The following is a 22,579-nucleotide window of genomic DNA, read 5'->3' on the forward strand; positions in this document are numbered from 1 at the left end:
ACGGGGCAGGAGTGCGGGGCGCGAAAGCACCCCGCACAAGGTTACTGGCTCCCGCAGGCGCCTCTTACTGCCGCATGGCCCAGCCGCGCTCGCGCAGCGCCGCCGCCAGTTTCGGGGCCGCCGCGGGCTGCACCATGAGCTGCACGAAACCGGCCTGCTGCCCGGTCGCGTGCTCGATCCGCACGTCCTCGACGTTGACGCCGGCGGCGCCCGCGTCCGCGAAGATGCGGGCCAGCTCGCCGGGCTGGTCGGAGATGAGGACGGCCACGATCTCGTACGCCGCCGGGGCCGCGCCGTGCTTGCCGGGGACCCGGCTCTGGCCCGCGTTGCCCCGGCGCAGCATCGTCTCGACGCCGGCGACGCCCTCGCGGCGCTTGGCGTCGTCGGCGGACTGCAGGGAGCGCAGGGCCTGGACCGTCTCGTCGAGGTCGGCGGAGACCGCCGAGAGCAGGTCGGCGACCGGTCCCGGGTTCGCGGAGAGGATGTCGATCCACATGCCCGGGTCCGAGGCCGCGATCCGGGTCACGTCGCGGATGCCCTGCCCGCACAGGCGGACGGCGCTCTCCTCGGCGTTCTCCAGACGGGCCGCGACCATGCTGGAGACCAGGTGCGGCATGTGCGAGACGAGCGCGACCGCCCGGTCGTGGGCGTCGGCGTCCATGACGACGGGGACGGCGCGGCACAGGGCGACGAGTTCGAGGGCGAGGTTCAGGACCTCGGTGTCGGTGTCGCGGGTCGGGGTCAGCACCCACGGCCGGCCCTCGAAGAGGTCAGCGGTCGCGGCGAGCGGGCCGCTGCGCTCGCGGCCGCTCATCGGATGCGTGCCGATGTACGCCGTGAGGTCCAGGCCCAGCGCTTCGAGGTCGCGGCGCGGGCCGCCCTTGACGCTGGCGACGTCGAGGTAGGCGCGGGCCGTGCCGCGCCGCATCGTGTCGGCGAGGGTCGCGGCGACGTGCGCGGGCGGCACGGCGACGACGCAGAGGTCGACGGTGCCCTCCGGGGCCTCGTCGGTGCCGGCGCCGAGCGCGGCGGCGGTGCGGGCCTGCGCCGTGTCGTGGTCGGCAAGGTGCACGGTGACACCGCGCGAGGCGAGGGCGAGGGCGGCGGAGGTGCCGATGAGGCCGGTGCCGATGACGAGTGCGGTTCTCACTGGGCGATGTCCTTGCGCAGGGTGGCCGCGGCGCCGAGGTAGACGTGGGCGACCTCGGACTTGGGCAGCTCGGTCTCGACGTGCGCGAGGACGCGGACGACGCGCGGCATGGCGCCCGCGATGTCCAGCTCCTGAGCGCAGATCAGCGGTACGTCGACGATGCCGAGCTTGCGGGCGGCGGCCGCCGGGAAGTCGGAGTGCAGATCGGGCGTGGCCGTGAACCAGATCGATATCAGGTCGTCGGAGGTCAGCTCGTTCCGCTCGAGGACGGCGGTGAGCAGGGCGCTGACCTGCTCGTCCATGTGCCCGGCCTCGTCCCGTTCGAGTTGGACGGCGCCCCGGACCGCTCGTACCGCCACGGTGTCACTCCTTGATCATGTCCGTACGTCTGCCGGCGTCCAGCGTAGTTGGGGCGGTACGCGCGGGTGCGCGGCGCCCGTCCTTCGAGACGGCCGCCGCGCACCGGGTGACGTACGGATCAGAGCTGCTGCTGCTTGATCAGGTCCTCCAGGGAGCCGCTGCTGGGCACCTGTCCCTCGGGGGTCAGCTTGTCGACGACCTGGGGCAGCTGCTGCGCCACCTCCTGGGCCACCTGGTCGCGGCTGACGCCCGCGTCGGTGGCGACCTTGTCGAGGGTCTCGTCGGGGACTGCTTCCTTGACCTGGTCGGGGGTGAGCGGTTGGTTGTCGCCCTTGCCGACCCAGGAGTCGAGCTGGTCCTGGCTGACCAGGCCGGACTTCGTGATCATGTCCATCAGGCCGCCGAGCGGGTTCGAGCCTCCACCGGATCCGGCCGCGCCGCCCGCGCCGCCGAGCAGGCCGCCCAGGATCTTTCCGAGGTCGAGACCCCCGCCGGAGGCCCCGTTCTGGCCGCCTCCGCCCAGGAGACCGCCGAGCAGACTGCCCAGATCGTTACCCGCCATGGTCACGCGCCTTTCGGACATTCGGAAAACCCGTTTCACCTAAATGTCACCCCATTCGCCCCCTGTCGCCACTCGGCCGGAACTGCTTGCATGGATGGCGCCATCGTGTGCTGCCTCGGGGGGAGGCCCGCCATGAAGTCCTCAGGACCCCTCTACACGCTGTTCGCCGGTCTGGCTCTGGGCCTGGTCATGCTGTCGCTGAACGCGACGACGGGTGAAGGTGCCTCTCCGTCCGGTGGTGCGCCGGCCGCCACGGCGATCCCGTCGCCCGCGCCGACCCGTACGACGGCGGGCCCGAGCACCGGTCCGAGCCCGTCGAAGCCGGCCGCTGCGAAGACCAGCTACGCGGGCCGTACCGACGACGACACCGCGGCCGTCTCCGTCTCCGTACGCGGCGACAAGGCGGTGGCCTACTTCTGCGACGGCCGTTCCAAGGAGTCCTGGCTGAAGGGGGACGTCGAGGACGACGGCTCGATGAAGCTCAGCGGCAAGCACGGTGCCGAGCTCACGGGCACCCTCGCCGACGAGCGGATCCGCGGCACCGTCGAGATCGAGGACCGCCCGTACGCCTTCACGGCACGCAAGGCCGTCAAGCCGTCCGGCCTGTACCGGGCCACCACCGAGGTGCGCGGCGCGGAGATCGACGGCGGCTGGATCGTGCTGCCCGACGGCCGTCAGGTCGGCATCGTCACGCGGGACGACGAGCCGTCGAAGGCACCTCCCATCGATCCGGAGACCGGCGCCGTCACGGTCGACGGCGAGCACGTGACCGCGCGCCCCGTCGTGCCCTGACCTGTGTGGAGGGGTTGCCATGACCGTCGACCCGATGACCTGTGTGGAGGGGTTGTCATGACCGTCGATCCGAATGCCGCCACCCAGAGCTTCCCCGGCCCCGATCCCGGTCACCGCCGCCCGCACCCGGCCCGCTATCTGGTGCCCGCCGCCGTCGCGGCGCTGGTGGCCGTGGCGCTCGGGGCGTACGGCAAGGTCCACGACCCGGCGGGCACGGCCTTCAACCTGGCGGGGTTCTCCAGTACGAGCGCGGTGAAGTCCTGGCTCGCGACGGTGGCCTTCGTCTTCGCGCTGGTGCAGGTCGTCTCGGCCTTCATGGTGTACGGGAAGCTGCGCGGCCCGTCCTGGGCGCCCGCCCTGCACCGCTGGTCGGGCCGGATCGCGTTCCTGGTGGCGGTGCCGGTCGCGGTGCACTGCCTCTACGGGCTCGGCTACCAGACGTACTCGGACCGCGTCATGTGGCACTCGTTCCTCGGCTGCTTCTTCTTCGGCGCGTTCAGCGCCAAGATGCTGCTGCTGCGCGCGGAGCGGCTGCCCGGCTGGCTGCTGCCGGTGGTGGGCGGCCTGGTGTTCGCGGTCCTGACGCTGCTGTGGCTGACGTCCGCTCTGTGGTTCTTCCGGACGGTGGGGGTGACGACATGAAGCCTGCGGCGACCCGACGCAGCGTGCTCCTCGCGGGCGCGGCCTCGCTCATGGCGGGGTGCAGCAAGTACGGCGACGAGAACGGCGGGGACGGCGACACGGCTCGGCCGCAGCCGTCGCCGACCGGGTCCGGCACGCCCACGAAGCGGTCCCAGGAGCCACCCGCGGCAGCCGAGCTGGCGAAGACGTCCGATGTCCCGGTCGGCGGCGGGAAGGTCTTCGCCGACAAGAAGGTCGTGGTGACGCAGCCGGCGCAGGGCGACTTCAAGGCGTTCTCCGCGGTCTGCACGCATGAGGGCTGCACGGTCGGGTCGGTGTCGGACGGCACGATCAACTGCCCGTGCCACGGTTCGAAGTACCGGATCGCGGACGCCTCGGTGGCGGGCGGCCCGGCGCCGCGCCCGCTGCCGCCGCAGAAGATCACGGTCACCGGAAATTCGATCTCGCTCGGCTGAGGGCACGCCTTACGCTCCCCGCATGGAACCGGAACACCCGCGGCCGCACGACCTGGTGCGCGACCACACGGTCTACTCCTGCGTGATGGGCTCGCGCGCCTTCGGTCTGGCCACGGACGCCAGTGACACGGACCGCCGCGGCGTGTACCTGGCGCCGACGCCCCTGTACTGGCGGTTCGAGAAGCCGCCCACGCACGTCGAGGGCCCGGCGCAGGAGCAGTTCTCCTGGGAGCTGGAGCGCTTCTGCGAGCTGGCCCTGCGCGCCAACCCGAACATCCTGGAGTGCCTGCACTCCCCGCTCGTCGAGCAGGTCACGGACACCGGCCGCGAGCTCCTCGCCCTGCGCGGGGCGTTCCTGTCGCGCCGGGCGCACGAGACGTTCGCGCGGTACGCGGCCGGCCAGCGCAGGAAGCTGGAGGCCGATGTCCGCACCCACGGCGCCCCGCGCTGGAAGCACGCGATGCACCTGCTGCGGCTCCTGATGTCCTGCCGCGATCTGCTGCGCACCGGCGAGCTGACGATCGACGTGGGCGATCAGCGCGAGGCGCTCCTCGCGGTCAAGCGCGGCGAGGTGGCGTGGCCGGAGGTGGAGGCCCGGATGGAGCGGCTCGCGGCCGAGGCGGAGAAGGCGGCGGCCCGCACCCCGCTCCCCCTCGAACCGGACCGGGCCCGCGTCGAGGACTTCCTGATCCGCACCCGCCGCGGCTCAGCCCTCCAGGCGGGCCCTGACCACTAGGTCGTGCAGGGCGTCGTGGGCGCGGGGCTCGTCGGGCAGCTTCGACGCGGTCTGCGCCGCGTCCAGCTCGGCGTGCAGCGCCTCGATGTCGGCGGCCACGCGCGCGTGCTCCACGTCGGCACCGCCGTGCTCGGCGGCCGCCTTGGCCTCGATGAGGTCGGGCAGATAGGCCGGCGCCGTCAACTCCCCGAGGAGCGTGGGCAGATGGGCCTGGACCTCGCCGCTGCGCATCAGATGGACTCCGGTGAGCAGCACGCGGAACGCGTACAGCAGCGGCTTGAGCTCGCGGGTCTTCTCGTAGAGCCGCCACTGGGTGCCGGCGAACCCGCGGTAGTGATGGGCGTGGTGCCGGGTGACGACGTCCGGCGCGAGCGCGACGAGTGCGCGGTGGGTGTCCGTGGTGTGCACGACGAGCGGTGACAGCAGCTGCTCCAGCACATAGCCGTTGCGCCGCAGCATCAGCCGTACGAACTTCCGCAGGTCGTGGGTGACGAGGTCCATCTCGACGCCGTCGGTGAACCACATCCGCGACCGGGTCTCCTCCGGCGCGCGCAGCCCGAGGAGCGCGGCGGCGGGCAGCAGGTGGACGCCGCGCAGGTCCACGTCGGAGTCGCGGGAGGGGAACCCGTACAGGTGGGCGCCGGAGACCGTGGCGAACAGCAGCGGGTCGGGCTCGTCCGCGACGACCGAGGTCAGGTCGACGGAGGCGGGCAGGTGCGCGTCGGCGATCATCCGGCCATACTGCCGGACCGCGCCGCCGCGCACCCGCGCATTCACGCGTCCCAGCCGGCGCCGAACGCGATCAGCTCGTCCCGGTGCTCGATGCGCTCCACCCACTTCGCGGGCCAGGCGTCGGCCCCGAGGTGGGCGCCCGCGAAGGCGCCGGCGAGCGCGGCGATCGAGTCCGAGTCGCCGGAGGTGCAGGCGGCTCTGCGCAGCGCGAGCACCGGCTCGTCCACGAAGAGCAGGAAGCACTGCAGGGCGGTGGCGAGCGCCTCCTCGGCGATCCAGCCCGCGCCGGTGGCGAGGCACGGGTCGGTCTCCGGCGAGGGGGACGCGAGGGCGTCGCGCAGCCGGTCGAGCACGTCGAGGCACTCGTCCCAGCCGGCCGCGGCGAACGCCTCGGGCGTGGCCGCGCCGCCGCGCGTCCACAGGTCGCCGAGCCACCGCTCGTGGTAGGTCTCGCGGTTCTCGTACGCGTACGAGCGCAGCAGTCCCACGAGCCCGGTCGGTTCGGCACCCTCGGCGAGGAGGCGTACGGCGTGCGCGGTGAGGTCGGAGGCGGCGAGCGCGGTCGGGTGGCCGTGGGTGAGTCCGGCCTGCAACTGGGCGGCGCCCGCCCGCTGTTCGTCGCTCAGGCCGGGGACGAGGCCGAGCGGGGTGACCCGCATGTTGGCGCCGCACCCCTTGGACCGCGGCTGACTGGCGTCCTGCCAGGCCCGGTCCTCGGCCTTGAGCAGGTTGCACGCGCGCAGGCAGGTGTTGCCGGGCGCGCGGTTGTTGTCCGGCGACTGATACCAGTCCACGAACTCCTCGCGCAGCGGCCGCTCGAACCGCTGCGGGTCGAGCGGGCCCCGCCCCATGGCGGTGCGCAGGCCGCGCGAGACGGCGAGTGCCATCTGGGTGTCGTCCGTGATGTGGGCGACGGGGGGTCCCGGCAGTTCCATCTCCCGCCAGGGCCCGCACTTGGCGAGGATCGCCGGTACGTCGTCGAACTCCGTCGGGAATCCGAGCGCGTCCCCGAGGGCGAGCCCGAGGAGCGATCCGGTCGCGGGACGCTTGGTCATGAGCGGGTTCCTTCCGAGGGGTCGGGCGCGGGCCTGAGCAGCGGCGGGAGCAGGGCGTCCGCGCCGCCGGCCCGGTACAGCGCGGCGGGCTTGCCGCGGCCGCCGGTCAGCCGGGACGCGCCGGGCACCTGCTCGACGAAGCCGGGGGTGGCCAGCACCTTGCGCCGGAAGTTCGCCGGGTCGAGCTCGGCCCCCCACACGACCTCGTAGACCTGGCGCAGCTCGCCGAGCGTGAACTCGGGCGGGCAGAAGGCCGTGGCCAGACAGGTGTACTCGAGCTTGCCGCCGATCCGCTCGTAGGCGTCGGCGAGGATCAGGTCGTGGTCGAAGGCGAGCGGGCCGTGCGCGCCGGAGGCGTGCGGCAGCCACGCGGCGCGGGCGGCGTCACCGCCGCCCCGGGCCTGCGGCGCGTCCGGGACGAGCGCGGCGAAGGCGACGGAGACGATCCGCATCCGGGGGTCGCGGTCCGGTTCGCTGTAGGTGCGCAGCTGCTCCAGGTGCAGTCCGGCGACATCGCTCAGTCCGGTCTCCTCGGCGAGCTCGCGCCGGGCCGCGGTCTCCGCGGACTCGTCGGGCTCCAGGAATCCCCCCGGCAGCGCCCAGCGCCCCGCGTACGGGTCCTGGCCGCGCTCGACGAGCAGGATGTGCAGCCGGCCCGCGCGGATGGTGAAGACCGCGAGATCGACGGTGACGGCGAAGGGCTCGTAGGCGTGCTTGTCGTAGCCGTGCATGCGACAGCCCCCTCCTTTATTGGTCTAAGTGACCTTAAAAGGAGGGGGCCGGAGCGCACAAGCCCTGCGCGGGGCGACCTACAGGTCGACTTCCTTCATCAGCATGCCGACCTCGGTGTTCGACAGCCGGCGCAGCCAGCCCGACTTCTGGTCGCCGAGCGTGATCGGCCCGAAGGCCACCCGCACCAGCTTGTCGACGGGGAACCCGGCCTCGGCCAGCATCCGCCGCACGATGTGCTTGCGGCCCTCGTGCAGGGTCACCTCGACCAGGTAGTTCTTGCCGGTCTGCTCGACGACGCGGAAGTGGTCCGCCTTCGCGTACCCGTCCTCCAGCTGGATGCCGTCCTTGAGCTGCTTGCCCAGGTCGCGCGGGATCGGCCCGACGATGTGCGCGAGGTAGACCTTCTTCACGCCGTACTTGGGGTGGGTCAGCCGGTGCGCCAGCTCGCCGTGGTTGGTGAGCAGGATGACGCCCTCGGTCTCGGTGTCGAGCCGCCCGACGTGGAACAGCCGCGTCTCACGGTTGTTCGTGTAGTCGCCGAGGCACTGCCGGCCTTCGTTGTCCTCCATCGTGGAGACGACGCCGGCCGGCTTGTTCAGCGAGAAGAACTGGTACGACTGCGTGGCCACGGTCAGCCCGTCGACCTTGATCTCGTCCTTCTCGGTGTCGACACGCAGACCCTGCTCCAGCACGATCTCGCCGTTGACCTCGACGCGGGCCTGGTCGACCAGCTCCTCACAGGCGCGCCGCGAGCCGTAGCCGGCGCGGGCGAGCACCTTCTGCAGCCGCTCGCCCTCCTGCTCGGCACCCGGGAACGTCTTCGGGAGCTTCACTTCCTTCTTGCCCGCGTACCGGTCGCGGTTGCGCTCCTCGGTCCGCGTCTCGTACTCACGGGAGCGCGAGGGGGCCGTCCGGCCGCCGGACTGCTGGCCGCGCCTGGGGCCGCCCTTGGCGCCGCCGCGCGCCGAGGCGCCGCGGCCCGACTTCGGGCCGTCCTGGGTGCCGCCGGGGCCCACGTCGTAACGCCGCTCCTCCGGACGCGGCTTCTTCGGACGGCCGCTGCCGCCCTGCTTGTCGTCGCGGTTGTTGCCGGCCCCGCGGTGGTTACCGCGGCCGCCGCTGTTCCCGCCGCGGCCGCCGCTGTTGCCACCACGGCTCCCGCCGTTGTTTCCGCTGCTGTTCCTGCCGCTGCTGCTTCGCATCAAGTTTCCGTTAGTCGGCTGTGTACTCGGTGTACTCGGCACCCGGCGCATCGGGTGCGTCCGGGTCGAACGACGGAACCCCTTCCAGCGTGTCCGCCTCGATCGCGTCCGCCTCGGGGAGGAAGGGCGCGAGCTCCGGCAGCTCGTCCAGGCCGCGCAGGCCCATCCGCTCCAGAAAGTAGTTCGTCGTCCTGTACAGGATCGCACCTGTTTCGGGTTCCGCGCCCGCCTCCTCCACCAGACCGCGCTGGAGCAGGGTTCGCATGACCCCGTCACAGTTCACTCCGCGCACGGCGGAGACCCGCGATCGGCTCACCGGCTGGCGGTACGCGACGACCGCCAGGGTCTCCAGGGCCGCCTGGGTGAGCCGGGCGACCTGCCCGTCGAGCACGAAGCCCTCGACGGCGGCGGCGTACTCGGGCCGCGTGTAGAACCGCCAGCCACCGGCGACGAGCCGCAGCTCGAAGCCGCGGCCCTGCACGGTGTACTCGTCGGCCAGCTCCCGCAGCGCGTCCGCGACGGCCCGTCGGGGCCGCTCCAGGATCCTGGCGAGGTGCTCCTCGGTGGCGGGCTCGTCGACGACCATGAGGACGGCTTCGAGGGCGGGCTTGAGCGCGAGCCCGGCCACGGCGGTGCTGTCCGTCTCGGCGCTCATACCGCGCCCTCCTTCTGCTGGTCCTTGTCGCCGCCCGGCACCTCGGGGGCCCGGTCGAACTCGTCCGTCACGACGGGCTCCGTCGCGTCCTCGCCGCCGGTCCAGCGCACGAGGAGCTCGCCGAGCGCGGTCTCCTGGTCCAGGGCGACGGCCTTCTCGCGGTACAGCTCGAGCAGCGCCAGGAACCGGGCCACGACGGTCAGGGTGTCGTCGGTGTCCGCCACCAGGTCCTGGAAACTGGCCTCGCCGAGCTCCCGCAGCCTGGCCACCACCACGCCGGCCTGCTCCTGCACGCTGACCAGCGGGGCGTGGATGTGGTCGACGTAGACCTGCGGCTTGGGCCGGGGCTGCATCGCCTTCACGGCGAGCTCGGCGAACCCTTCCGCCCCGATGCTGATGACGACGTCGGGCAGCAGGTCGGCATGGTGCGGCTCCAGGCCGACGGTCCTCGGGTAGCGCCGCGCCTCCGCGTCGAGCCGTTCGCTGAAGATGTCGGCGATCCGCTTGTACGCGCGGTACTGCAGCAGCCGCGCGAACAGCAGGTCACGGGCCTCCAGGAGCGCGAGGTCGGCCTCGTCCTCCACCTCGGCGGCGGGCAGCAGCCGGGCCGCCTTCAGATCGAGCAGTGTCGCGGCGACGACGAGGAACTCGGTGGTCTGGTCGAGGTCCCAGTCCGGCCCCATGGCCCGGATGTGGGCCATGAACTCGTCGGTCACCTTGGACAACGCGACCTCGGTGACGTCGAGCTTGTGCTTCGAGATGAGCTGAAGCAGCAGGTCGAAGGGCCCCTCGAAGTTGGCGAGCCGCACTTTGAAGCGCCCGTCGTCGGCCTCGGGCTCACCCTCCGGATCAGCCACCGCCTCCGGACCGGCTTCGGCTTCGGCTTCGGCTTCGGCTTCGGCTTCGGCTTCGGCTTCGGCTTCGGCTTCGGCTTCGGCTTCGGCTTCGGCTTCGGGCGGAGCATGCGCCTCGGGCGCAGCCACCGCTTCCGGCTCGGGCGGCGCCTCGGCTCCGTCCCCGGCGGCCTCCGGATCCGGGGCCACGGGAGCGTCCGGTTCGACCGGCGGAGCCACCCCGCGGCCCAGCACACGCCGACGTGCGCCCCGGCCGGGCGGAAGGGAGGAATCGTTCACGGGCATCAACGCCGGAGGCTACCGCGAACGGTGCTAGCGCCCGCGCAGCCGGCGTACGAGAATGCTCGCGTCCCCGCGGGACTCCAGATCGGCCAGGACCACGGCGACCGCCTCACGGACGATGCGGCCCCGGTCGACGGCGAGCCCGTGCTCCCCGCGCAGCACCAGCCGCGCGTGCTCGAGGTCCATCAGCTCCTCGGCGGAGACGTACACGGTGATCTTCTCGTCGTGCCGCTCACGCCCGCTGGGGCGCCGGTTGGCGGCGCGGGACCGGCGCCGGGCGGCCGCGGTCGAGCCGCGCCCACTGCCAGAACCTTCCTGCGCGCCACCGGAGGAACGCCGGGCCGGCTTCTCCCCGTTCTCCGCGGCGGCGGCCCGGCTGCGCGAGCCGGCGTCCGACTCGGCCTCGGCGGCCGTGTGCTCGGGGGACGGCGCCGACGCGGTGTCCGCGTCGCCCTCCTCCGCGGCGGGTGACGCGGCGGCGGCCTCGTCGCTCTCGCCGGCCGGACCCGGCACCCGTGCCTCACCGTTCGCCGGACGTCTCGGCGACGACGACTGCAGTGCCATTCCCCCGGTCGTACGGAACAGTTCGTCGGCCCCGGGCAGACTCACTCGGCGTGACACCGGGCGAGCACCTCCCTGGCGAGCTGACGATAGGCCGCGGCACCGACCGAGTTCGAGGCGTACGTGGTGATCGGCTCGCCGGCGACCGTGGTCTCCGGGAAGCGGACCGTGCGCCCGATGACCGTGTGGTAGACGTGATCGTCGAAGGCCTCGACGACGCGCGCCAGCACCTCACGGCTGTGCACCGTGCGGGAGTCGTACATCGTGGCGAGGATGCCGTCGAGCTCCAGCTCCGGGTTGAGCCGCTCCTGGACCTTCTCGATGGTCTCGGTGAGCAGGGCCACACCGCGCAGCGCGAAGAACTCGCACTCCAGCGGCACGATCACCTTGTGAGCGGCCGTCAGGGCGTTCACCGTGAGCAGGCCGAGCGAGGGCTGACAGTCGATCACGATGTAGTCGTAGTCGGCCATCAGCGGCTTCAGCGCCCGCTGCAGCGTGGACTCGCGCGCGACCTCGCTGACCAACTGCACCTCGGCAGCGGACAGGTCGATGTTGCTGGGGAGCAGGTCCATGTTCGGGACGGCGGTCTTGAGGAGGACCTCGTCGGCCGACATGCCCCGCTCCATGAGCAGGTTGTAGACCGTGAGGTCGAGCTCCATCGGGTTCACACCCAGGCCCACCGACAGCGCGCCCTGCGGGTCGAAGTCGACGAGCAGGACCCGGCGGCCGTACTCGGCGAGCGCGGCACCCAGGTTGATGGTCGACGTGGTCTTGCCGACGCCGCCCTTCTGGTTGCACATCGCGATGATCTTCGCCGGGCCGTGGTCGGTCAGCGGTCCTGGAATCGGGAAGTACGGCAGCGGACGCCCGGTGGGGCCGACGCGCTCGCGGCGCTGACGGGCAGCGTCCGGGGCGAGCGTGGCCGCGTACTCGGGGTCGGGCTCGTATTCGGCGTCGGGGTCGTAGAAGTGCCCCTCGGGGGACAGTTCGTCGTAGTCGGCGAAGTGGCTGTGTGTGTCGCCGCTTCGGTCGCCGGCCATGGCGTTCACGTGATGGCCATCCATGCTCTGGTGTGCTGTCTGCGTCGGCTTCTGCTGGGGGCTGCTCTGGTAGCCGCTCTGGTGGGCCGCGAAGGTACGCACAGCGACGGAGCCGACAGCTTGAAGCCCCGTGGGTCCCTGTCCACCTGGCTGGCCACCTCCGGGAGTAAATGTCGACTCATTCACAAGTCGTCTTACCTCCTTGGATGTGACCAGGAACATTTATCGATAGGTCAGCGTGGCACCATGCCGACGGTTGGCGACTCTATGGCGTGTCACCACTCCGCAGCAACACAATCCGCCGGACCCGGCACGATGTGTCGGCACTTCAGCGACTGCGGAACACCCTCATGTCAAGGGCGTGCGACGGTTCTTCGGCGCGTTTCGCGGGTGCGCGAATCGGTTAAAGGGTTACGTTCAAGGCGAGTTGACCAAGTCCGGATGCATGCGCCTACGGCCGGACCCCTCGCAAGGTCCGGCCGTAGGCGTGAGATTGACGACTTTCGTTGACGTCGCCCCGGATTGTGCGCCGGGCGGGCTCAGCCGAGCAGCGTCTCCAGCTCGACGTGCTCCAGGCCGTGCGCCTCGGCGACCTCCTTGTAAACGACCTTGCCGTCATGGGTGTTGAGGCCCAGGGCGAGCGCGGGGTCGCGGCGCAGGGCCTCGGCCCAGCCGCGGTTGGCCAGCTCGACGATGTACGGGAGCGTGGCGTTGGTCAGCGCGTACGTCGAGGTGTTGGGCACGGCGCCGGGCATGTTGGCGACGCAGTAGAAGACCGAGTTGTGGACCGGGAAGGTCGGCTCGGCGTGCGTCGTCGGGTGCGAGTCCTCGAAGCAACCGCCCTGGTCGATCGCGATGTCGACAAGGACACTTCCCGGCTTCATGCGCGAGACGAGCTCGTTGGTGACGAGCTTCGGGGCCTTGGCACCCGGGATGAGGACGGCGCCGATGACGAGGTCGGCCTCGAGGCAGGCCTTCTCGAGCTCGAAGGCGTTGGAGACGACGGTCTGGATCTTCGTGCCGAAGATCTTGTCGGCTTCCTTGAGCTTGTTGATGTCCTTGTCGAGCAGGGTCACGTGGAAGCCCATGCCGATGGCGATCTGCGCCGCGTTCCAGCCGGAGACGCCGCCGCCGATGACGACGGCCTTGCCGGCCGCGACACCCGGGACACCGCCGGGCAGCACACCGCGGCCGCCGTTGGCGGCCATCAGGTGGTAGGCGCCGACCTGCGGGGCGAGGCGGCCCGCGACCTCGGACATCGGGGCGAGCAGCGGGAGCGCGCGGTTCGCGGTCTCGACCGTCTCGTAGGCGATGGCGGTGGTGCCCGACTCCAGGAGCGCGTCCGTGCACTCCTTGGACGCGGCCAGGTGCAGGTAGGTGAAGAGCGTCTGGTCCTTGCGGAGGCGGTGGTACTCCTCCGCGATCGGCTCCTTGACCTTCAGGAGCAGGTCGGCCGTGGCCCACACCTCGTCGGCGGTACCGAGGATCTGCGCGCCCGCGGCGACGTACTCGGCGTCCGTGATCGAGGAACCCACACCGGCGTTCTGCTCGACGAGGACCTGGTGGCCGTGGCGCACGAGCTCATGCACGCCGGCGGGGGTGATGGCCACCCGGAACTCGTTGTTCTTGACCTCGCGGGGGATGCCGACCTTCATCGTCGATCACGGTCCTTGGCTCAGGGGATATCTCGGGCAATGCACTACATACCAGTGCGCAGACAGACACACCGGGAGACGCCACGGAAGGACGCGGCGGAGCCAGTCTAATGAAGGTTTTCTAGCTGTCTAGCCTTTCGATGCATCAATCTTCTGCAGAAGCACTACGGATTTCGCAGGTGTTAGTGGCTTGTTCCGAAGGGATTGCTGTCTCCGGGGTGCCACCACCCGACCCGCCGGGCATCTCCTCTCCCAGCATGCGCTCGGCCGCACCCCTGTGCAGCTTGGCCGCGGCCGGGTCGCCGAGCCGCTCCAGCGTGTCGGCGAGCCGCAGCTGGAGCGCGGCCTGCAGCCGTACGTCCTTGGCCTGCCTGGCCCACTCGACGGCCTCCTGACAGGTCCGCAGCGAGTCCTCGGGCCGCCCCGCGTACTCCTGCACCCGGGCCAGCTCGCTCAACGCCCGTGCCTGGGCCGGGACATCGCCCTCCTTGCGGTATCCGGCCACGGCCGAGCGCCAGCCGCGCAGCGCCTCGCCGTAGCGGCCCGCGTACGTGTGGACGGCGGCGATCCGCCCGTGCAGGCGCGCCGCGTCGGCCCGCTCGCCTCGGGTGAGCCGCTGGGCGAGGGCCCGGCCGTACCAGTCGGCGGCCCGCTGCCAGTCCCCCAGCTCCTGGTGGGCGCCGCCTACGGATTCCATCGCGCGGCCGGTCGCGTACGGGTCCTGCGCGGCCCGTCCGGCGTCCAGCGCGGCCCGGTACCGGGCGAGCGCCTCCTGAGTCCGCCCGGTCCCGGCGTCGAGGTCGGCGAGGTTCAGCAGTGCGGCGGCCTTCTCCCGCGGCAGGTCCCGGCGCTCGGCCACGTCGAGAACCAGCCGGTGGATCCCGTACAGCTCGGGCGCGGCGGCCTCGGTGCCCCGGTGGACCACCATGGCCCGCACCAGCGCGGCCATCAGCCGCCGGGCCAGGGTGTCCAGCTCCCCGTCCGCCACGGCGAGCCGGGCCGCGGCGAGCAGCGCGGGCTGCCGCACGCGCAGCCACTCGGCGCCCGCCTCCGGGTCCGCGAACCGCAGGGCGCTGGGCAGCCCCGCGAGCTTCTTGCGGGCCGGGGAGCCGTCGGGCTCGGTGATCGCGCGGCAGGAGGTGAGCAGCCGGACGGTCCGCTCCAGCATCCGGGCGCGGGCCAGCTGCACCTCGGCGGGCCGGTCCAGCGTCTCGGTGAGCCCGCGCAGCAGCGGCACCAGGCAGCCCGGCACCTCGTACTGCGGCAGCTCCGACTCGACGGCCCGGACCAGGCCCAGGGTGACGAAGTCGTCGAGGGTGGTGCGGGCGGCGGACACGGAGCAGCCGGCCAGCGCGGACGCGGTGTGCGGGTCGACGTAGCCCTCGGGGGCCAGCGACAGATATCGCAGTATCCGCGCGGCGGGCCCGGGGAGCGTGGCGTAGGAGTGCCGGAAGACCCGGGCGAGGGCGGGGCCGTCCCCGGCGTCCTCGGCGGAGTGCAGCTGCTTGGCCAGGTCGGCCACGGACTCCTTGGGGCGCGCGGCGAGCCAGCCGCCGGCGATCTCCAGGGCGGCGGGTTCGGCTCCGCACAGCTCGACCAGGGACTCGGCGGAGCGCGGGTCGCAGGTGATCCGGACGGACCCGGTGTGCCGCGTCAGGAGTTCGAGCGCGGACTTGGTGTCGAGCCCGCCGAGCGTGCAGGGCCGCACGTCCGGGATGCCGGTGAGCGGTCCCTCGGCCACGGCCACGACCAGGCAGTCCGGGGTGTCGGGCAGCAGCGGGTCGACGTTCTCGGCGTCGCCCGCGTCGTCGAGCAGCAGCACGACCCGCCGCACGGACAGGCCCTCGCGCAGCCGCTCGGTCAGGTCGTCGGCCGACTCGCCGGGGGGCGCTGGCAGTTCGAGCGCGTTCAGCAGGTCGCGGGCGACGCGCTCGGTCGGCACGGGGGTGCCGTCGGGGGCGGTGAGCCGGGTGCGCAGCGCCCCGTCCGGGTACTGGTCGGCGACCTGGCCCAGGAGTTCCTCGGCGAGGGCGGTGCGGCCGGTGCCGGGGCGGCCCGCGATCAGCAGGACGCGGGCCCGGGGTGCCTTGCGGCCGGACAGGGTGTCGAGCCCGGCCCGCTCGATGTCGGACCGCAGCTCCTTCAACTCGAGCCTGCGCCCCAGGAACTGATGCTCCGTCACATCCTGGCCCCGGCGGGTGCGGCGCCGTTTGCGGGACGACCCCGAGGACGCCTCGACCGCCGTCACGTCGTCCGACTCGACCGCCTGATCCGTCACGGGCCACGCTCCGTCTCACCCAGCCCCTCCGGGGGTCGGCAGGGGCGGTGCCGAGCCTAGTTCAGCGGGTGCCGGTGCCCTTGGCGAGCGGCGCGCGCGAGTCCCCTGATCGGATCAGCGGATCGTCGCATTAAGCGGCTGTTCGTGGCTGGTTTCGTCGGCTGTCTCGTTGGCGGCTGCGGGCCGGTGGGGCTTCTCGCGCGGTTCCCCGCGCGGCGAAGCCGCGTGCTTCCAGGGTGCGGGGAACTGCGCGACCGGCCACGACGAAAGCCGCAGCCGCCGACGAGACATCAACGAGGCGGACGAGTAAGCGGATCAGGCCTCGAACGGCCGCGCAGGCCACTCCGCCTCAGCCGGACGCAGACCGTCGACCCCGTCACCCGCGAGCGCCGCGGCCAGCGAAAGCGCCCCCACGACAAGGCAGTTGTTGTGCAGGTCACCGGCGAGCGCACCCCGGACCAGCTCGGCCAGCGGTACCCGCGCGAACTCCATGTCGGCCTCTTCGTCCTCCACCTCGAAGCGCTCCCCCTCCGCCTCGGAGAGGTCTCGCGCGAGGAAGACGCGGACGGCCTCGGAGCAGCCGCCCGGGGTCGTGTACACATCAGTGAGGACCCGCCAGTCCTCGGCCTTGACGTGCGCCTCCTCGTACAGCTCGCGCTGCGCGGCGTGCAGCGGGTTCTCGCCGGGGATGTCGAGGAGCCCGGCCGGGATCTCCCAGAGCTTCATGCCGACGGGGTGACGGTACTGCTTGAGCACCAGCACCCGGCCCTGGTCGTCCAGGGCGAGCACGGCCACCGAACCCGGGTGGACCTGGTAGTCGCGGCGGGCCACCGACCCGTCCGGCATGACGACGTCGTCCGTGCGCACCGAGGTCTTGTTCCCGACGAACGGGGTCTCGGTCGCCCGGACCTCCCACGCCTCGGCGGTGTCCTTGATCGTCGTCATGTCGACACGTCCTCCCACGCACACAAAAGAAACCGGGGCACGTGCCGCATAAGGCACGCACCCCGGTAACCGTACATCGCTTGTGTTACAAGCCCCTCAGAGCCCTTACTTGGCCTTCTTGGCCCCTGCGGCGGCCGCGACCTTGCGCTCCACGGCGGCCTTCACCAGACCGGCGAACAGCGGGTGCGGACGCGTCGGGCGCGAGCGCAGCTCCGGGTGCGCCTGGGTGGCGACCAGGTAGGGGTGGACCTCGCGCGGGTACTCGACGTACTCGACGAGCTTGCCGTCCGGGGAGAGGCCGGAGAACTGCAGACCGGCCTTCTTCTCCAGCTCGGAGCGGTACGCGTTGTTCACCTCGTAGCGGTGACGGTGGCGCTCCTCGACGTACTCCTTGCCGTCGTACACCTCGCGCACGATGGAGCCCTCGGCGAGCTTGGCCGGGTACATGCCCAGGCGCATCGTGCCGCCCATGTCGCCCTCACCGGCGACGATGTCGAGCTGCTCGGCCATGGTGGAGATGACCGGGTGGGCGGTGGCGGCGTCGAACTCGGTGGAGTTGGCGTCCGGGATGCCGGCCAGGTTCCGCGCGGCCTCGATCACCGTGCACTGCAGGCCGAGGCAGAGGCCGAGCAGCGGGATCTTGTTCTCGCGGGCGAACTGGATGGCGCCGACCTTGCCGGACACACCGCGGTCGCCGAAGCCGCCGGGGATGCAGATCGCGTCGACGTCGCCGAGCTGCTTCTTGGCGCCGGCCGGCGTCTTGCAGTCGTCCGACGTGACCCACTTGATCTTGACGCGGGCCTTGTTGGCGAAGCCGCCGGCGCGCAGCGCCTCGGTCACCGACAGGTAGGCGTCGGGCAGGTCGATGTACTTGCCGACCAGGGCCATGACGATCTCGTGGTCGGGGTTGTGGACGCGGTCGAGCAGGTCGTCCCAGGTCGTCCAGTCCACGTCGCGGAACGGCAGGTCCAGCTTGCGGACGACGTACGCGTCCAGGCCCTCGCCGTGCACGGTCTTCGGGATGTCGTAGATCGAGCGGGCGTCGGGGCAGGCCACGACGGCGTCCTCGTCGACGTCGCACATCAGGCTGATCTTGCGCTTGATGGCGGTGGGGACCTCACGGTCGCAGCGCAGCACGATGGCGTCCGGCTGGATACCGATGTTGCGCAGGGCCGCGACACTGTGCTGGGTGGGCTTGGTCTTCAGCTCGCCGGAGGGGCCGATGTAGGGCAGCAGCGAGATGTGGACCACGAACACGTTGTCCCGGCCGACCTCGTGGCGGACCTGGCGGACCGTCTCCAGGAACGGCAGCGACTCGATGTCGCCGACCGTGCCGCCGACCTCGGTGATCACGACGTCGACCTCGTCCGTCGCCATGCGGCGGATGCGGTGCTTGATCTCGTTCGTGATGTGCGGGATGACCTGGACCGTGTCGCCGAGGTACTCGCCGCGCCGCTCCTTGGCGATGACCTGCGAGTACACCTGGCCTGTAGTGACATTGGCGCTGCCGTCCAAGTCACGGTCGAGGAAGCGCTCGTAGTGTCCGATGTCCAAGTCCGTCTCGGCGCCGTCGTTCGTGACGAACACCTCGCCGTGCTGGAAGGGGTTCATCGTGCCGGGGTCGACGTTCAGGTACGGGTCGAGCTTCTGCATGACGACGCGGAGGCCCCGTGCCTTGAGCAGCATCCCGAGGCTGGAGGCGGTGAGGCCCTTGCCGAGGGAGGAAGCGACACCCCCGGTGACGAAGATGTGCTTGGTCGTCGTGGATTTGGGCGTCATGGCCAAGAGGGGGCTCCCGTGGTCGCGGTCTGGGGGTGCGTACCGGCGTGCTCTCCTGACTTTCGGGGGGGAGGCGCCGTCGCTGCGGTTCGGGGGTTCTAGGACCACCGGCTCACGGGCTACCAGGGTATCAGCGACGGGACGAGGGTGCTTCCGGCCACGCTCCGCGCACGCGTCACCACGGGCACACGACATCGTCACCCGGCGCTCACTCGTTCGGCTCAGGCACGTTGCCGGGAGGGGCGCGCAGATCACTTGGCCGCGTCGTATCCTGCTCGGACACTCGGCTGGCGAGTCACACAGGAAAACGGCACCACAACGGCAACACCCCCGTCCGTTCGAGACCGTTCACCGGAACACGAAGTCCGATCGCCGGTGCCGCAGCCGGAACAACCGGCTCGTCAGTTCGTTTGACAACGACGTATCAGGACGACGTATCAAGACGATCCGTTGACCCCCCTTTGACCGTTGACCGATCTAGACCGTTGACCGCTGAGACCGCATTGCGATCGCCCCTCGACACACTGTCGCAGTTCAGGTTCAGGGGCGTACGTGGCCGTTCGACTGGAGATGCACGTGGCCGGGCGCATCGAGGATTACGCACTTATCGGAGACATGCAGACCGCCGCCCTGGTCTGCCGGGACGGCACCGTCGACTGGCTGTGCCTGCCCCGCTTCGACTCGCATGCCATTTTCGCCGGACTGCTCGGCACCGAGGACCACGGGTTCTGGCGCCTCGGCCCGGCGCACGCCGCAGACGCGGAGCCACCGACGGCGGCCCGCCGCCGTTATGTCGGTGACTCGCTGATCCTCGAATCCGAGTGGGACACCCCGCGCGGCACCGTCCGCGTCACCGATTTCATGCCGCCGCGCGACGGCGCGCCCCAGCTGACCCGGATCGTGGAGGGCGTCAGCGGGCGCGTCCCGATGCGCTCGGTGCTGCGTATGCGTTTCTCGTACGGGCGCATCACGCCGTGGGTGCACAAGGTGGACGGGCGTACGGTCGCGGTGGCCGGTCCCGACTCCGTGTGGCTGGACTCGGAGGCGGAGACGTACGGCAAGGACCTGACGACGTACTCCGACTTCACGGTGGCCCCCGGTGACCGGGTCGCGTTCACCATCCAGTGGCAGCCCTCGCACAAGGACCAGCCGCCGCTGCCGGACCCGCAGGGCTCCCTGGCGGCGACGCGGGACTTCTGGCGCGAGTGGGTCGAGCACTGTACGTACCACGGCCCCTACCGCGAGGCCGTGGTGCGCTCGCTGATCACGCTGAAGGCGCTGACGTACGCGCCGACCGGCGGCATCGTCGCCGCGCCCACCACGTCGCTGCCGGAGGAGATCGGCGGCGTCCGCAACTGGGACTACCGGTACACGTGGCTGCGTGACGCGGCGATCACGCTGTCGTCGCTGCTGCGCACCGGGTACCGCGAGGAGGCCCGCGCCTGGCGCGAGTGGCTGCTGCGGGCCGTGGCCGGTGACCCGGAGAACCTGCAGATCATGTACGGCATCGCGGGCGAGCGGGAGCTCGGCGAGGCGGAGCTCGACTGGCTGCCGGGGTACGAGAACTCGGCGCCGGTGCGCGTCGGCAACGGGGCGGCGCACCAGCTCCAGCTCGACGTGTACGGCGAGGTCACCGAGGCCCTGCACCTCGCGCACATGACGGGCCTGGCCCGCAACGACTACGCCTCCCTGCTCCAGCTGAAGCTCATCCGCTACCTCGAAGGTCACTGGGACGAGCCGGACGAGGGCATCTGGGAGGTGCGCGGCCCGCGCCGCCACTTCGTGCACTCGAAGGTCATGGCCTGGGTGGCGGTCGACCGCACCATCAAGCTCATCGAGTCCGGTGACGCGGACGGCCCGCTGGAGAAGTGGCGCGAGCTGCGCGACGACATCCACCGGGACGTCTGCGAGAAGGGCTACGACAAGGAGCGCAACACCTTCACGCAGTCCTACGGCAGCAAGGAGCTCGACGCGTCGCTGCTGCTGATCCCGCAGATGGGCTTCCTGCCGCCCGACGACAAGCGCGTCATCGGCACCATCGAGGCGATCCAGCGGGAGCTGTCGACGACGGACGGCTTCATCCTCCGGTACCCGACGGACGGCGACAACGCCGGTGTGGACGGGCTTCCGGGCGACGAGGGGGCGTTCCTCGCCTGCTCGTTCTGGATGGCGGACGACCTGGCGATGATCGGCCGGGTCGACGAGGCCCGCAAGCTCTTCGAGAAGCTGCTCGCGCTCCGCAACGACCTGGGGCTGCTCGCCGAGGAGTGGGACCCGCGCCTGCAGCGTCAGGTCGGCAACTTCCCGCAGGCCTTCAGCCATGTCCCGCTGATCGACACCGCCCTGCGGCTGACCGCTTCGGGGGCGTACGCCGGCTGACCCCGGGATGCCGCCGGGGCGGGCGCGCCGGTACCGTCCGCTGCATGGACAGCGCCACCCCCACCCCGTCGGCCTCGCAGAACACCCCAGGCGGCATCACCGTGCAGCGCGCCCTGGAGCTGCCGGGGCTGCGCAGCGGGCTGCCCGAGGTGGTGGCGGGCGGGGACCGGCTGCAGCGGACGGTGCGCTGGGTGCACGCGGGCGAGGTGCCGAACATCGCGTCGCTGCTCAAGGGCGGCGAGCTGCTGCTGACCACGGGGTACGGCATCGGGACGCGGCCCGCCGAGCAGCGGGCGTTCGTGCGCAAGCTGGCCGAGCGGGGCATCGCGGCGCTGGTGATCGAGCTGGGGCAGCGGTTCGCGCGGCTGCCCGCGGCGTTGGTGGAGACGGCGCGGACGGCGGGCCTGCCGCTGGTGCAGCTGCACCGCGAGGTGCCGTTCGTGACGGTCACCGAGGAGATCCACACCGAGATCGTCAATGGGCACTATGCCCTGCTGCAGCGCGCCGAGGAGGTGCACCGGCGGTGCACGGACGCCCTCCTCGGCGGTGGCGGCGTCCCTCAAGTGCTGCGCATTCTCGCCGAGTTCAGCGGCAACCCGGTGTTCCTGGAGACCGCCGACGGGCAGCTCCTGTACGCGGCCGGGGTGGAGGCCGACGTGGCCGATCCGCTCCAGGTGTGGGAGGGCATGCGCGGTACGCACAAGGACGAGCCGCCCGTCGGGGCGGTCCTCGTGGACGTACCGGGCGGCGGTCCCGGGGCCGGTTCGGTGCGGGCGCGGCTCGTGCTGCTGCCGGTGTCGGCGCCGCTCGCGCCGGTGCACCGGATCGCGGCCGAGCGGGCGGCCGGTTCGCTCGCCGTGGTGCTGATGCAGGCGCGGCAGGAGGAGGAGCTGGCGGCGCGCGGGCGCGGTGACTTCCTCACGGACCTCGCCGAGGGCCGGATCACGCCGGAGGACGCCCCGGCGCAGGCCCGGGTCCTCGGTTTCAGGCCGACCGGTCAGGGGCCGCTGCTGCCGGTGGTGATGCGGCTGCCGGAGGCGTCGGCCGGATCGGTGGGCCTGTCCCCCGGCGGCGGCTGGGCCGTCCTCGCGCGGGCCGTGTCGGAGGAGCTGGCGTCGGTCGGCGTCCCGGTCCTGCTCGGCGTGCGCCCTGTCGAGGGGAGGGTGCCGCTGCTGCTCGGGCTGCGCTCGGAGTCGGAGCGCACGGCGGTCGCGGACCGGGTCGCGGCGGCGCTGCGGGCCGGGGTGGAACGGGCCGGGATGCAGCGGGCGGGGACCCTGCCGCCGGTCGTGGTGGTCGGCGGGGCGGGCGGCTGGGCCGCGGCGGCCGCCGGTCTGCGGCACGCGGCGGAGACGGCGACGGCGGCGCAGGGCCTGGACGACCGGCCGTGGTACGACGCGCGGCGCCTGGACATCGATCTGCTGCTGTGGCGGCTGCGCGACCATCCGGATCTGGCGGCGTTCGTGGAGCGGGCGATCGGTCCGCTCCAGGACCACGACAAGCGCGCGAAGCCGCCGCTGCTGCCCACGCTCCAGACGTATCTGGCACACGCGGGCCGCAAGGCGGAGACGGCGCGCGAGCTGCATCTGAACCGGCAGACCCTCTACAACCGCCTGGCCCGTATAGGGGAGTTGCTCGGCACGGACCTCGATGACCCGCAGACGGTGCTGGCGCTGAGCCTGGCGCTGCGGGCCCGCCGTCACGTGCCGTGACCGAGGAGCGGTCCGCGGACG

Annotated in this window: 21 protein-coding genes; 6 read left to right on the forward strand and 15 right to left on the reverse strand. The window is 71.8% G+C overall.

Going from position 1 to position 22,579, the window contains the following annotated elements; all coding sequences use genetic code 11:
* Positions 1–64 precede the first annotated feature (64 nt).
* The 3 genes from ACVHNB_RS28845 to ACVHNB_RS28855 form a co-directional block, all read right to left on the reverse strand.
* Entirely contained in the window at positions 65–1,150 is a 1,086-nt protein-coding gene (locus ACVHNB_RS28845) for a prephenate dehydrogenase (protein WP_428955616.1), read from the reverse strand.
* Positions 1,147–1,509: a chorismate mutase gene (aroH, locus tag ACVHNB_RS28850; protein WP_428955615.1), complete on the reverse strand. Its 363-nt coding sequence runs from the start codon at positions 1,507–1,509 to the stop codon at positions 1,147–1,149. The genes ACVHNB_RS28845 and aroH overlap by 4 nt, the downstream gene beginning before the upstream one ends.
* A gap of 119 nt (positions 1,510–1,628) precedes the next feature.
* Positions 1,629–2,072 (reverse strand): YidB family protein, encoded by a 444-nt coding sequence (locus ACVHNB_RS28855; RefSeq protein ID WP_428955614.1) that lies wholly within the window; start codon positions 2,070–2,072, stop codon positions 1,629–1,631.
* 132 nt (positions 2,073–2,204) lie between these two features.
* On the opposite strand from ACVHNB_RS28855, the gene ACVHNB_RS28860 reads away from it, so the two are divergent.
* The 4 genes from ACVHNB_RS28860 to ACVHNB_RS28875 are packed head-to-tail and all read left to right on the forward strand — an operon-like array spanning position 2,205 to position 4,697.
* Complete coding sequence (locus tag ACVHNB_RS28860) at positions 2,205–2,864, forward strand: hypothetical protein (RefSeq protein WP_456226238.1); 660 nt, start codon at positions 2,205–2,207, stop codon at positions 2,862–2,864.
* Positions 2,865–2,921: 57 nt separating this feature from the next.
* Positions 2,922–3,506, forward strand: a complete 585-nt coding sequence (locus ACVHNB_RS28865) for a DUF6529 family protein (protein WP_428955612.1) — start codon at positions 2,922–2,924, stop codon at positions 3,504–3,506.
* Positions 3,503–3,961, forward strand: a complete 459-nt coding sequence (locus ACVHNB_RS28870; protein WP_428955610.1) for a Rieske (2Fe-2S) protein — start codon at positions 3,503–3,505, stop codon at positions 3,959–3,961. The genes ACVHNB_RS28865 and ACVHNB_RS28870 overlap by 4 nt, the downstream gene beginning before the upstream one ends.
* Before the next feature lie 22 nt (positions 3,962–3,983).
* A complete protein-coding gene (locus ACVHNB_RS28875) occupies positions 3,984–4,697 on the forward strand; it encodes a nucleotidyltransferase domain-containing protein (protein WP_428955609.1) in 714 nt (237 codons plus the stop codon).
* Here ACVHNB_RS28875 and ACVHNB_RS28880 read toward each other — a convergent pair.
* From ACVHNB_RS28880 to ACVHNB_RS28935, 12 genes are all read right to left on the reverse strand, one after another.
* Positions 4,668–5,429, reverse strand: a complete 762-nt coding sequence (locus ACVHNB_RS28880) for a nucleotidyltransferase domain-containing protein (RefSeq protein ID WP_456226239.1) — start codon at positions 5,427–5,429, stop codon at positions 4,668–4,670. The genes ACVHNB_RS28875 and ACVHNB_RS28880 overlap by 30 nt on opposite strands.
* A gap of 41 nt (positions 5,430–5,470) precedes the next feature.
* Complete coding sequence (locus ACVHNB_RS28885; protein WP_428955607.1) at positions 5,471–6,484, reverse strand: ADP-ribosylglycohydrolase family protein; 1,014 nt, start codon at positions 6,482–6,484, stop codon at positions 5,471–5,473.
* A complete protein-coding gene (locus ACVHNB_RS28890) occupies positions 6,481–7,215 on the reverse strand; it encodes an NUDIX hydrolase (RefSeq protein WP_428955606.1) in 735 nt (244 codons plus the stop codon). Before ACVHNB_RS28890 ends, ACVHNB_RS28885 begins: the two co-directional genes overlap by 4 nt.
* A gap of 78 nt (positions 7,216–7,293) precedes the next feature.
* Complete coding sequence (locus tag ACVHNB_RS28895) at positions 7,294–8,418, reverse strand: pseudouridine synthase (RefSeq protein ID WP_428955605.1); 1,125 nt, start codon at positions 8,416–8,418, stop codon at positions 7,294–7,296.
* 10 nt (positions 8,419–8,428) lie between these two features.
* Positions 8,429–9,073, reverse strand: a complete 645-nt coding sequence (scpB, locus tag ACVHNB_RS28900; RefSeq protein ID WP_428955604.1) for an SMC-Scp complex subunit ScpB — start codon at positions 9,071–9,073, stop codon at positions 8,429–8,431.
* Entirely contained in the window at positions 9,070–10,212 is a 1,143-nt protein-coding gene (locus ACVHNB_RS28905; protein WP_456226240.1) for a segregation and condensation protein A, read from the reverse strand. Before ACVHNB_RS28905 ends, scpB begins: the two co-directional genes overlap by 4 nt.
* Before the next feature lie 27 nt (positions 10,213–10,239).
* Positions 10,240–10,830 (reverse strand): hypothetical protein, encoded by a 591-nt coding sequence (locus ACVHNB_RS28910; protein WP_428955602.1) that lies wholly within the window; start codon positions 10,828–10,830, stop codon positions 10,240–10,242.
* A complete protein-coding gene (locus ACVHNB_RS28915; protein ID WP_428955601.1) occupies positions 10,815–11,996 on the reverse strand; it encodes a ParA family protein in 1,182 nt (393 codons plus the stop codon). Before ACVHNB_RS28915 ends, ACVHNB_RS28910 begins: the two co-directional genes overlap by 16 nt.
* A gap of 353 nt (positions 11,997–12,349) precedes the next feature.
* A complete protein-coding gene (gene ald, locus ACVHNB_RS28920) occupies positions 12,350–13,465 on the reverse strand; it encodes an alanine dehydrogenase (RefSeq protein WP_428955600.1) in 1,116 nt (371 codons plus the stop codon).
* A gap of 145 nt (positions 13,466–13,610) precedes the next feature.
* Positions 13,611–15,743 (reverse strand): tetratricopeptide repeat protein, encoded by a 2,133-nt coding sequence (locus ACVHNB_RS28925; RefSeq protein ID WP_456226241.1) that lies wholly within the window; start codon positions 15,741–15,743, stop codon positions 13,611–13,613.
* A 315-nt stretch (positions 15,744–16,058) separates the two neighbouring features.
* Complete coding sequence (locus ACVHNB_RS28930) at positions 16,059–16,688, reverse strand: NUDIX domain-containing protein (RefSeq protein ID WP_428955598.1); 630 nt, start codon at positions 16,686–16,688, stop codon at positions 16,059–16,061.
* A 105-nt stretch (positions 16,689–16,793) separates the two neighbouring features.
* Positions 16,794–18,467, reverse strand: a complete 1,674-nt coding sequence (locus tag ACVHNB_RS28935) for a CTP synthase (RefSeq protein WP_428955597.1) — start codon at positions 18,465–18,467, stop codon at positions 16,794–16,796.
* A 576-nt stretch (positions 18,468–19,043) separates the two neighbouring features.
* Between ACVHNB_RS28935 and ACVHNB_RS28940 the strand changes: the two genes are divergently transcribed.
* Both ACVHNB_RS28940 and ACVHNB_RS28945 read left to right on the forward strand, forming a co-directional pair.
* On the forward strand, positions 19,044–20,846 hold the full coding sequence (locus ACVHNB_RS28940; protein WP_428957711.1) for a glycoside hydrolase family 15 protein: 1,803 nt from the start codon (positions 19,044–19,046) through the stop codon (positions 20,844–20,846).
* A 44-nt stretch (positions 20,847–20,890) separates the two neighbouring features.
* Positions 20,891–22,558 (forward strand): PucR family transcriptional regulator, encoded by a 1,668-nt coding sequence (locus ACVHNB_RS28945; protein ID WP_428955596.1) that lies wholly within the window; start codon positions 20,891–20,893, stop codon positions 22,556–22,558.
* Positions 22,559–22,579 lie beyond the last annotated feature (21 nt).

This window comes from Streptomyces sp. YJ-C3 (assembly GCF_053891275.1).

Excerpts from the sequence above, each read along its gene's own strand:
- ACVHNB_RS28895 (WP_428955605.1), bottom strand. The coding sequence starts at position 8,418 with ATGCGAAGCAGCAGCGGCAGGAACAGCAGCGGAAACAACGGCGGGAGC.
- ACVHNB_RS28860 (WP_456226238.1), top strand. The coding sequence starts at position 2,205 with ATGAAGTCCTCAGGACCCCTCTACACGCTGTTCGCCGGTCTGGCTCTG.
- ACVHNB_RS28875 (WP_428955609.1), top strand. The coding sequence starts at position 3,984 with ATGGAACCGGAACACCCGCGGCCGCACGACCTGGTGCGCGACCACACG.
- ACVHNB_RS28905 (WP_456226240.1), bottom strand. The coding sequence starts at position 10,212 with ATGCCCGTGAACGATTCCTCCCTTCCGCCCGGCCGGGGCGCACGTCGG.
- ACVHNB_RS28855 (WP_428955614.1), bottom strand. The coding sequence starts at position 2,072 with ATGGCGGGTAACGATCTGGGCAGTCTGCTCGGCGGTCTCCTGGGCGGA.
- ACVHNB_RS28930 (WP_428955598.1), bottom strand. The coding sequence starts at position 16,688 with ATGACGACGATCAAGGACACCGCCGAGGCGTGGGAGGTCCGGGCGACC.
- ACVHNB_RS28935 (WP_428955597.1), bottom strand. The coding sequence starts at position 18,467 with ATGACGCCCAAATCCACGACGACCAAGCACATCTTCGTCACCGGGGGT.
- ACVHNB_RS28945 (WP_428955596.1), top strand. The coding sequence starts at position 20,891 with ATGGACAGCGCCACCCCCACCCCGTCGGCCTCGCAGAACACCCCAGGC.
- ACVHNB_RS28885 (WP_428955607.1), bottom strand. The coding sequence starts at position 6,484 with ATGACCAAGCGTCCCGCGACCGGATCGCTCCTCGGGCTCGCCCTCGGG.
- scpB (WP_428955604.1), bottom strand. The coding sequence starts at position 9,073 with ATGAGCGCCGAGACGGACAGCACCGCCGTGGCCGGGCTCGCGCTCAAG.
- ald (WP_428955600.1), bottom strand. The coding sequence starts at position 13,465 with ATGAAGGTCGGCATCCCCCGCGAGGTCAAGAACAACGAGTTCCGGGTG.
- ACVHNB_RS28890 (WP_428955606.1), bottom strand. The coding sequence starts at position 7,215 with ATGCACGGCTACGACAAGCACGCCTACGAGCCCTTCGCCGTCACCGTC.
- ACVHNB_RS28865 (WP_428955612.1), top strand. The coding sequence starts at position 2,922 with ATGACCGTCGATCCGAATGCCGCCACCCAGAGCTTCCCCGGCCCCGAT.
- ACVHNB_RS28870 (WP_428955610.1), top strand. The coding sequence starts at position 3,503 with ATGAAGCCTGCGGCGACCCGACGCAGCGTGCTCCTCGCGGGCGCGGCC.
- ACVHNB_RS28880 (WP_456226239.1), bottom strand. The coding sequence starts at position 5,429 with ATGATCGCCGACGCGCACCTGCCCGCCTCCGTCGACCTGACCTCGGTC.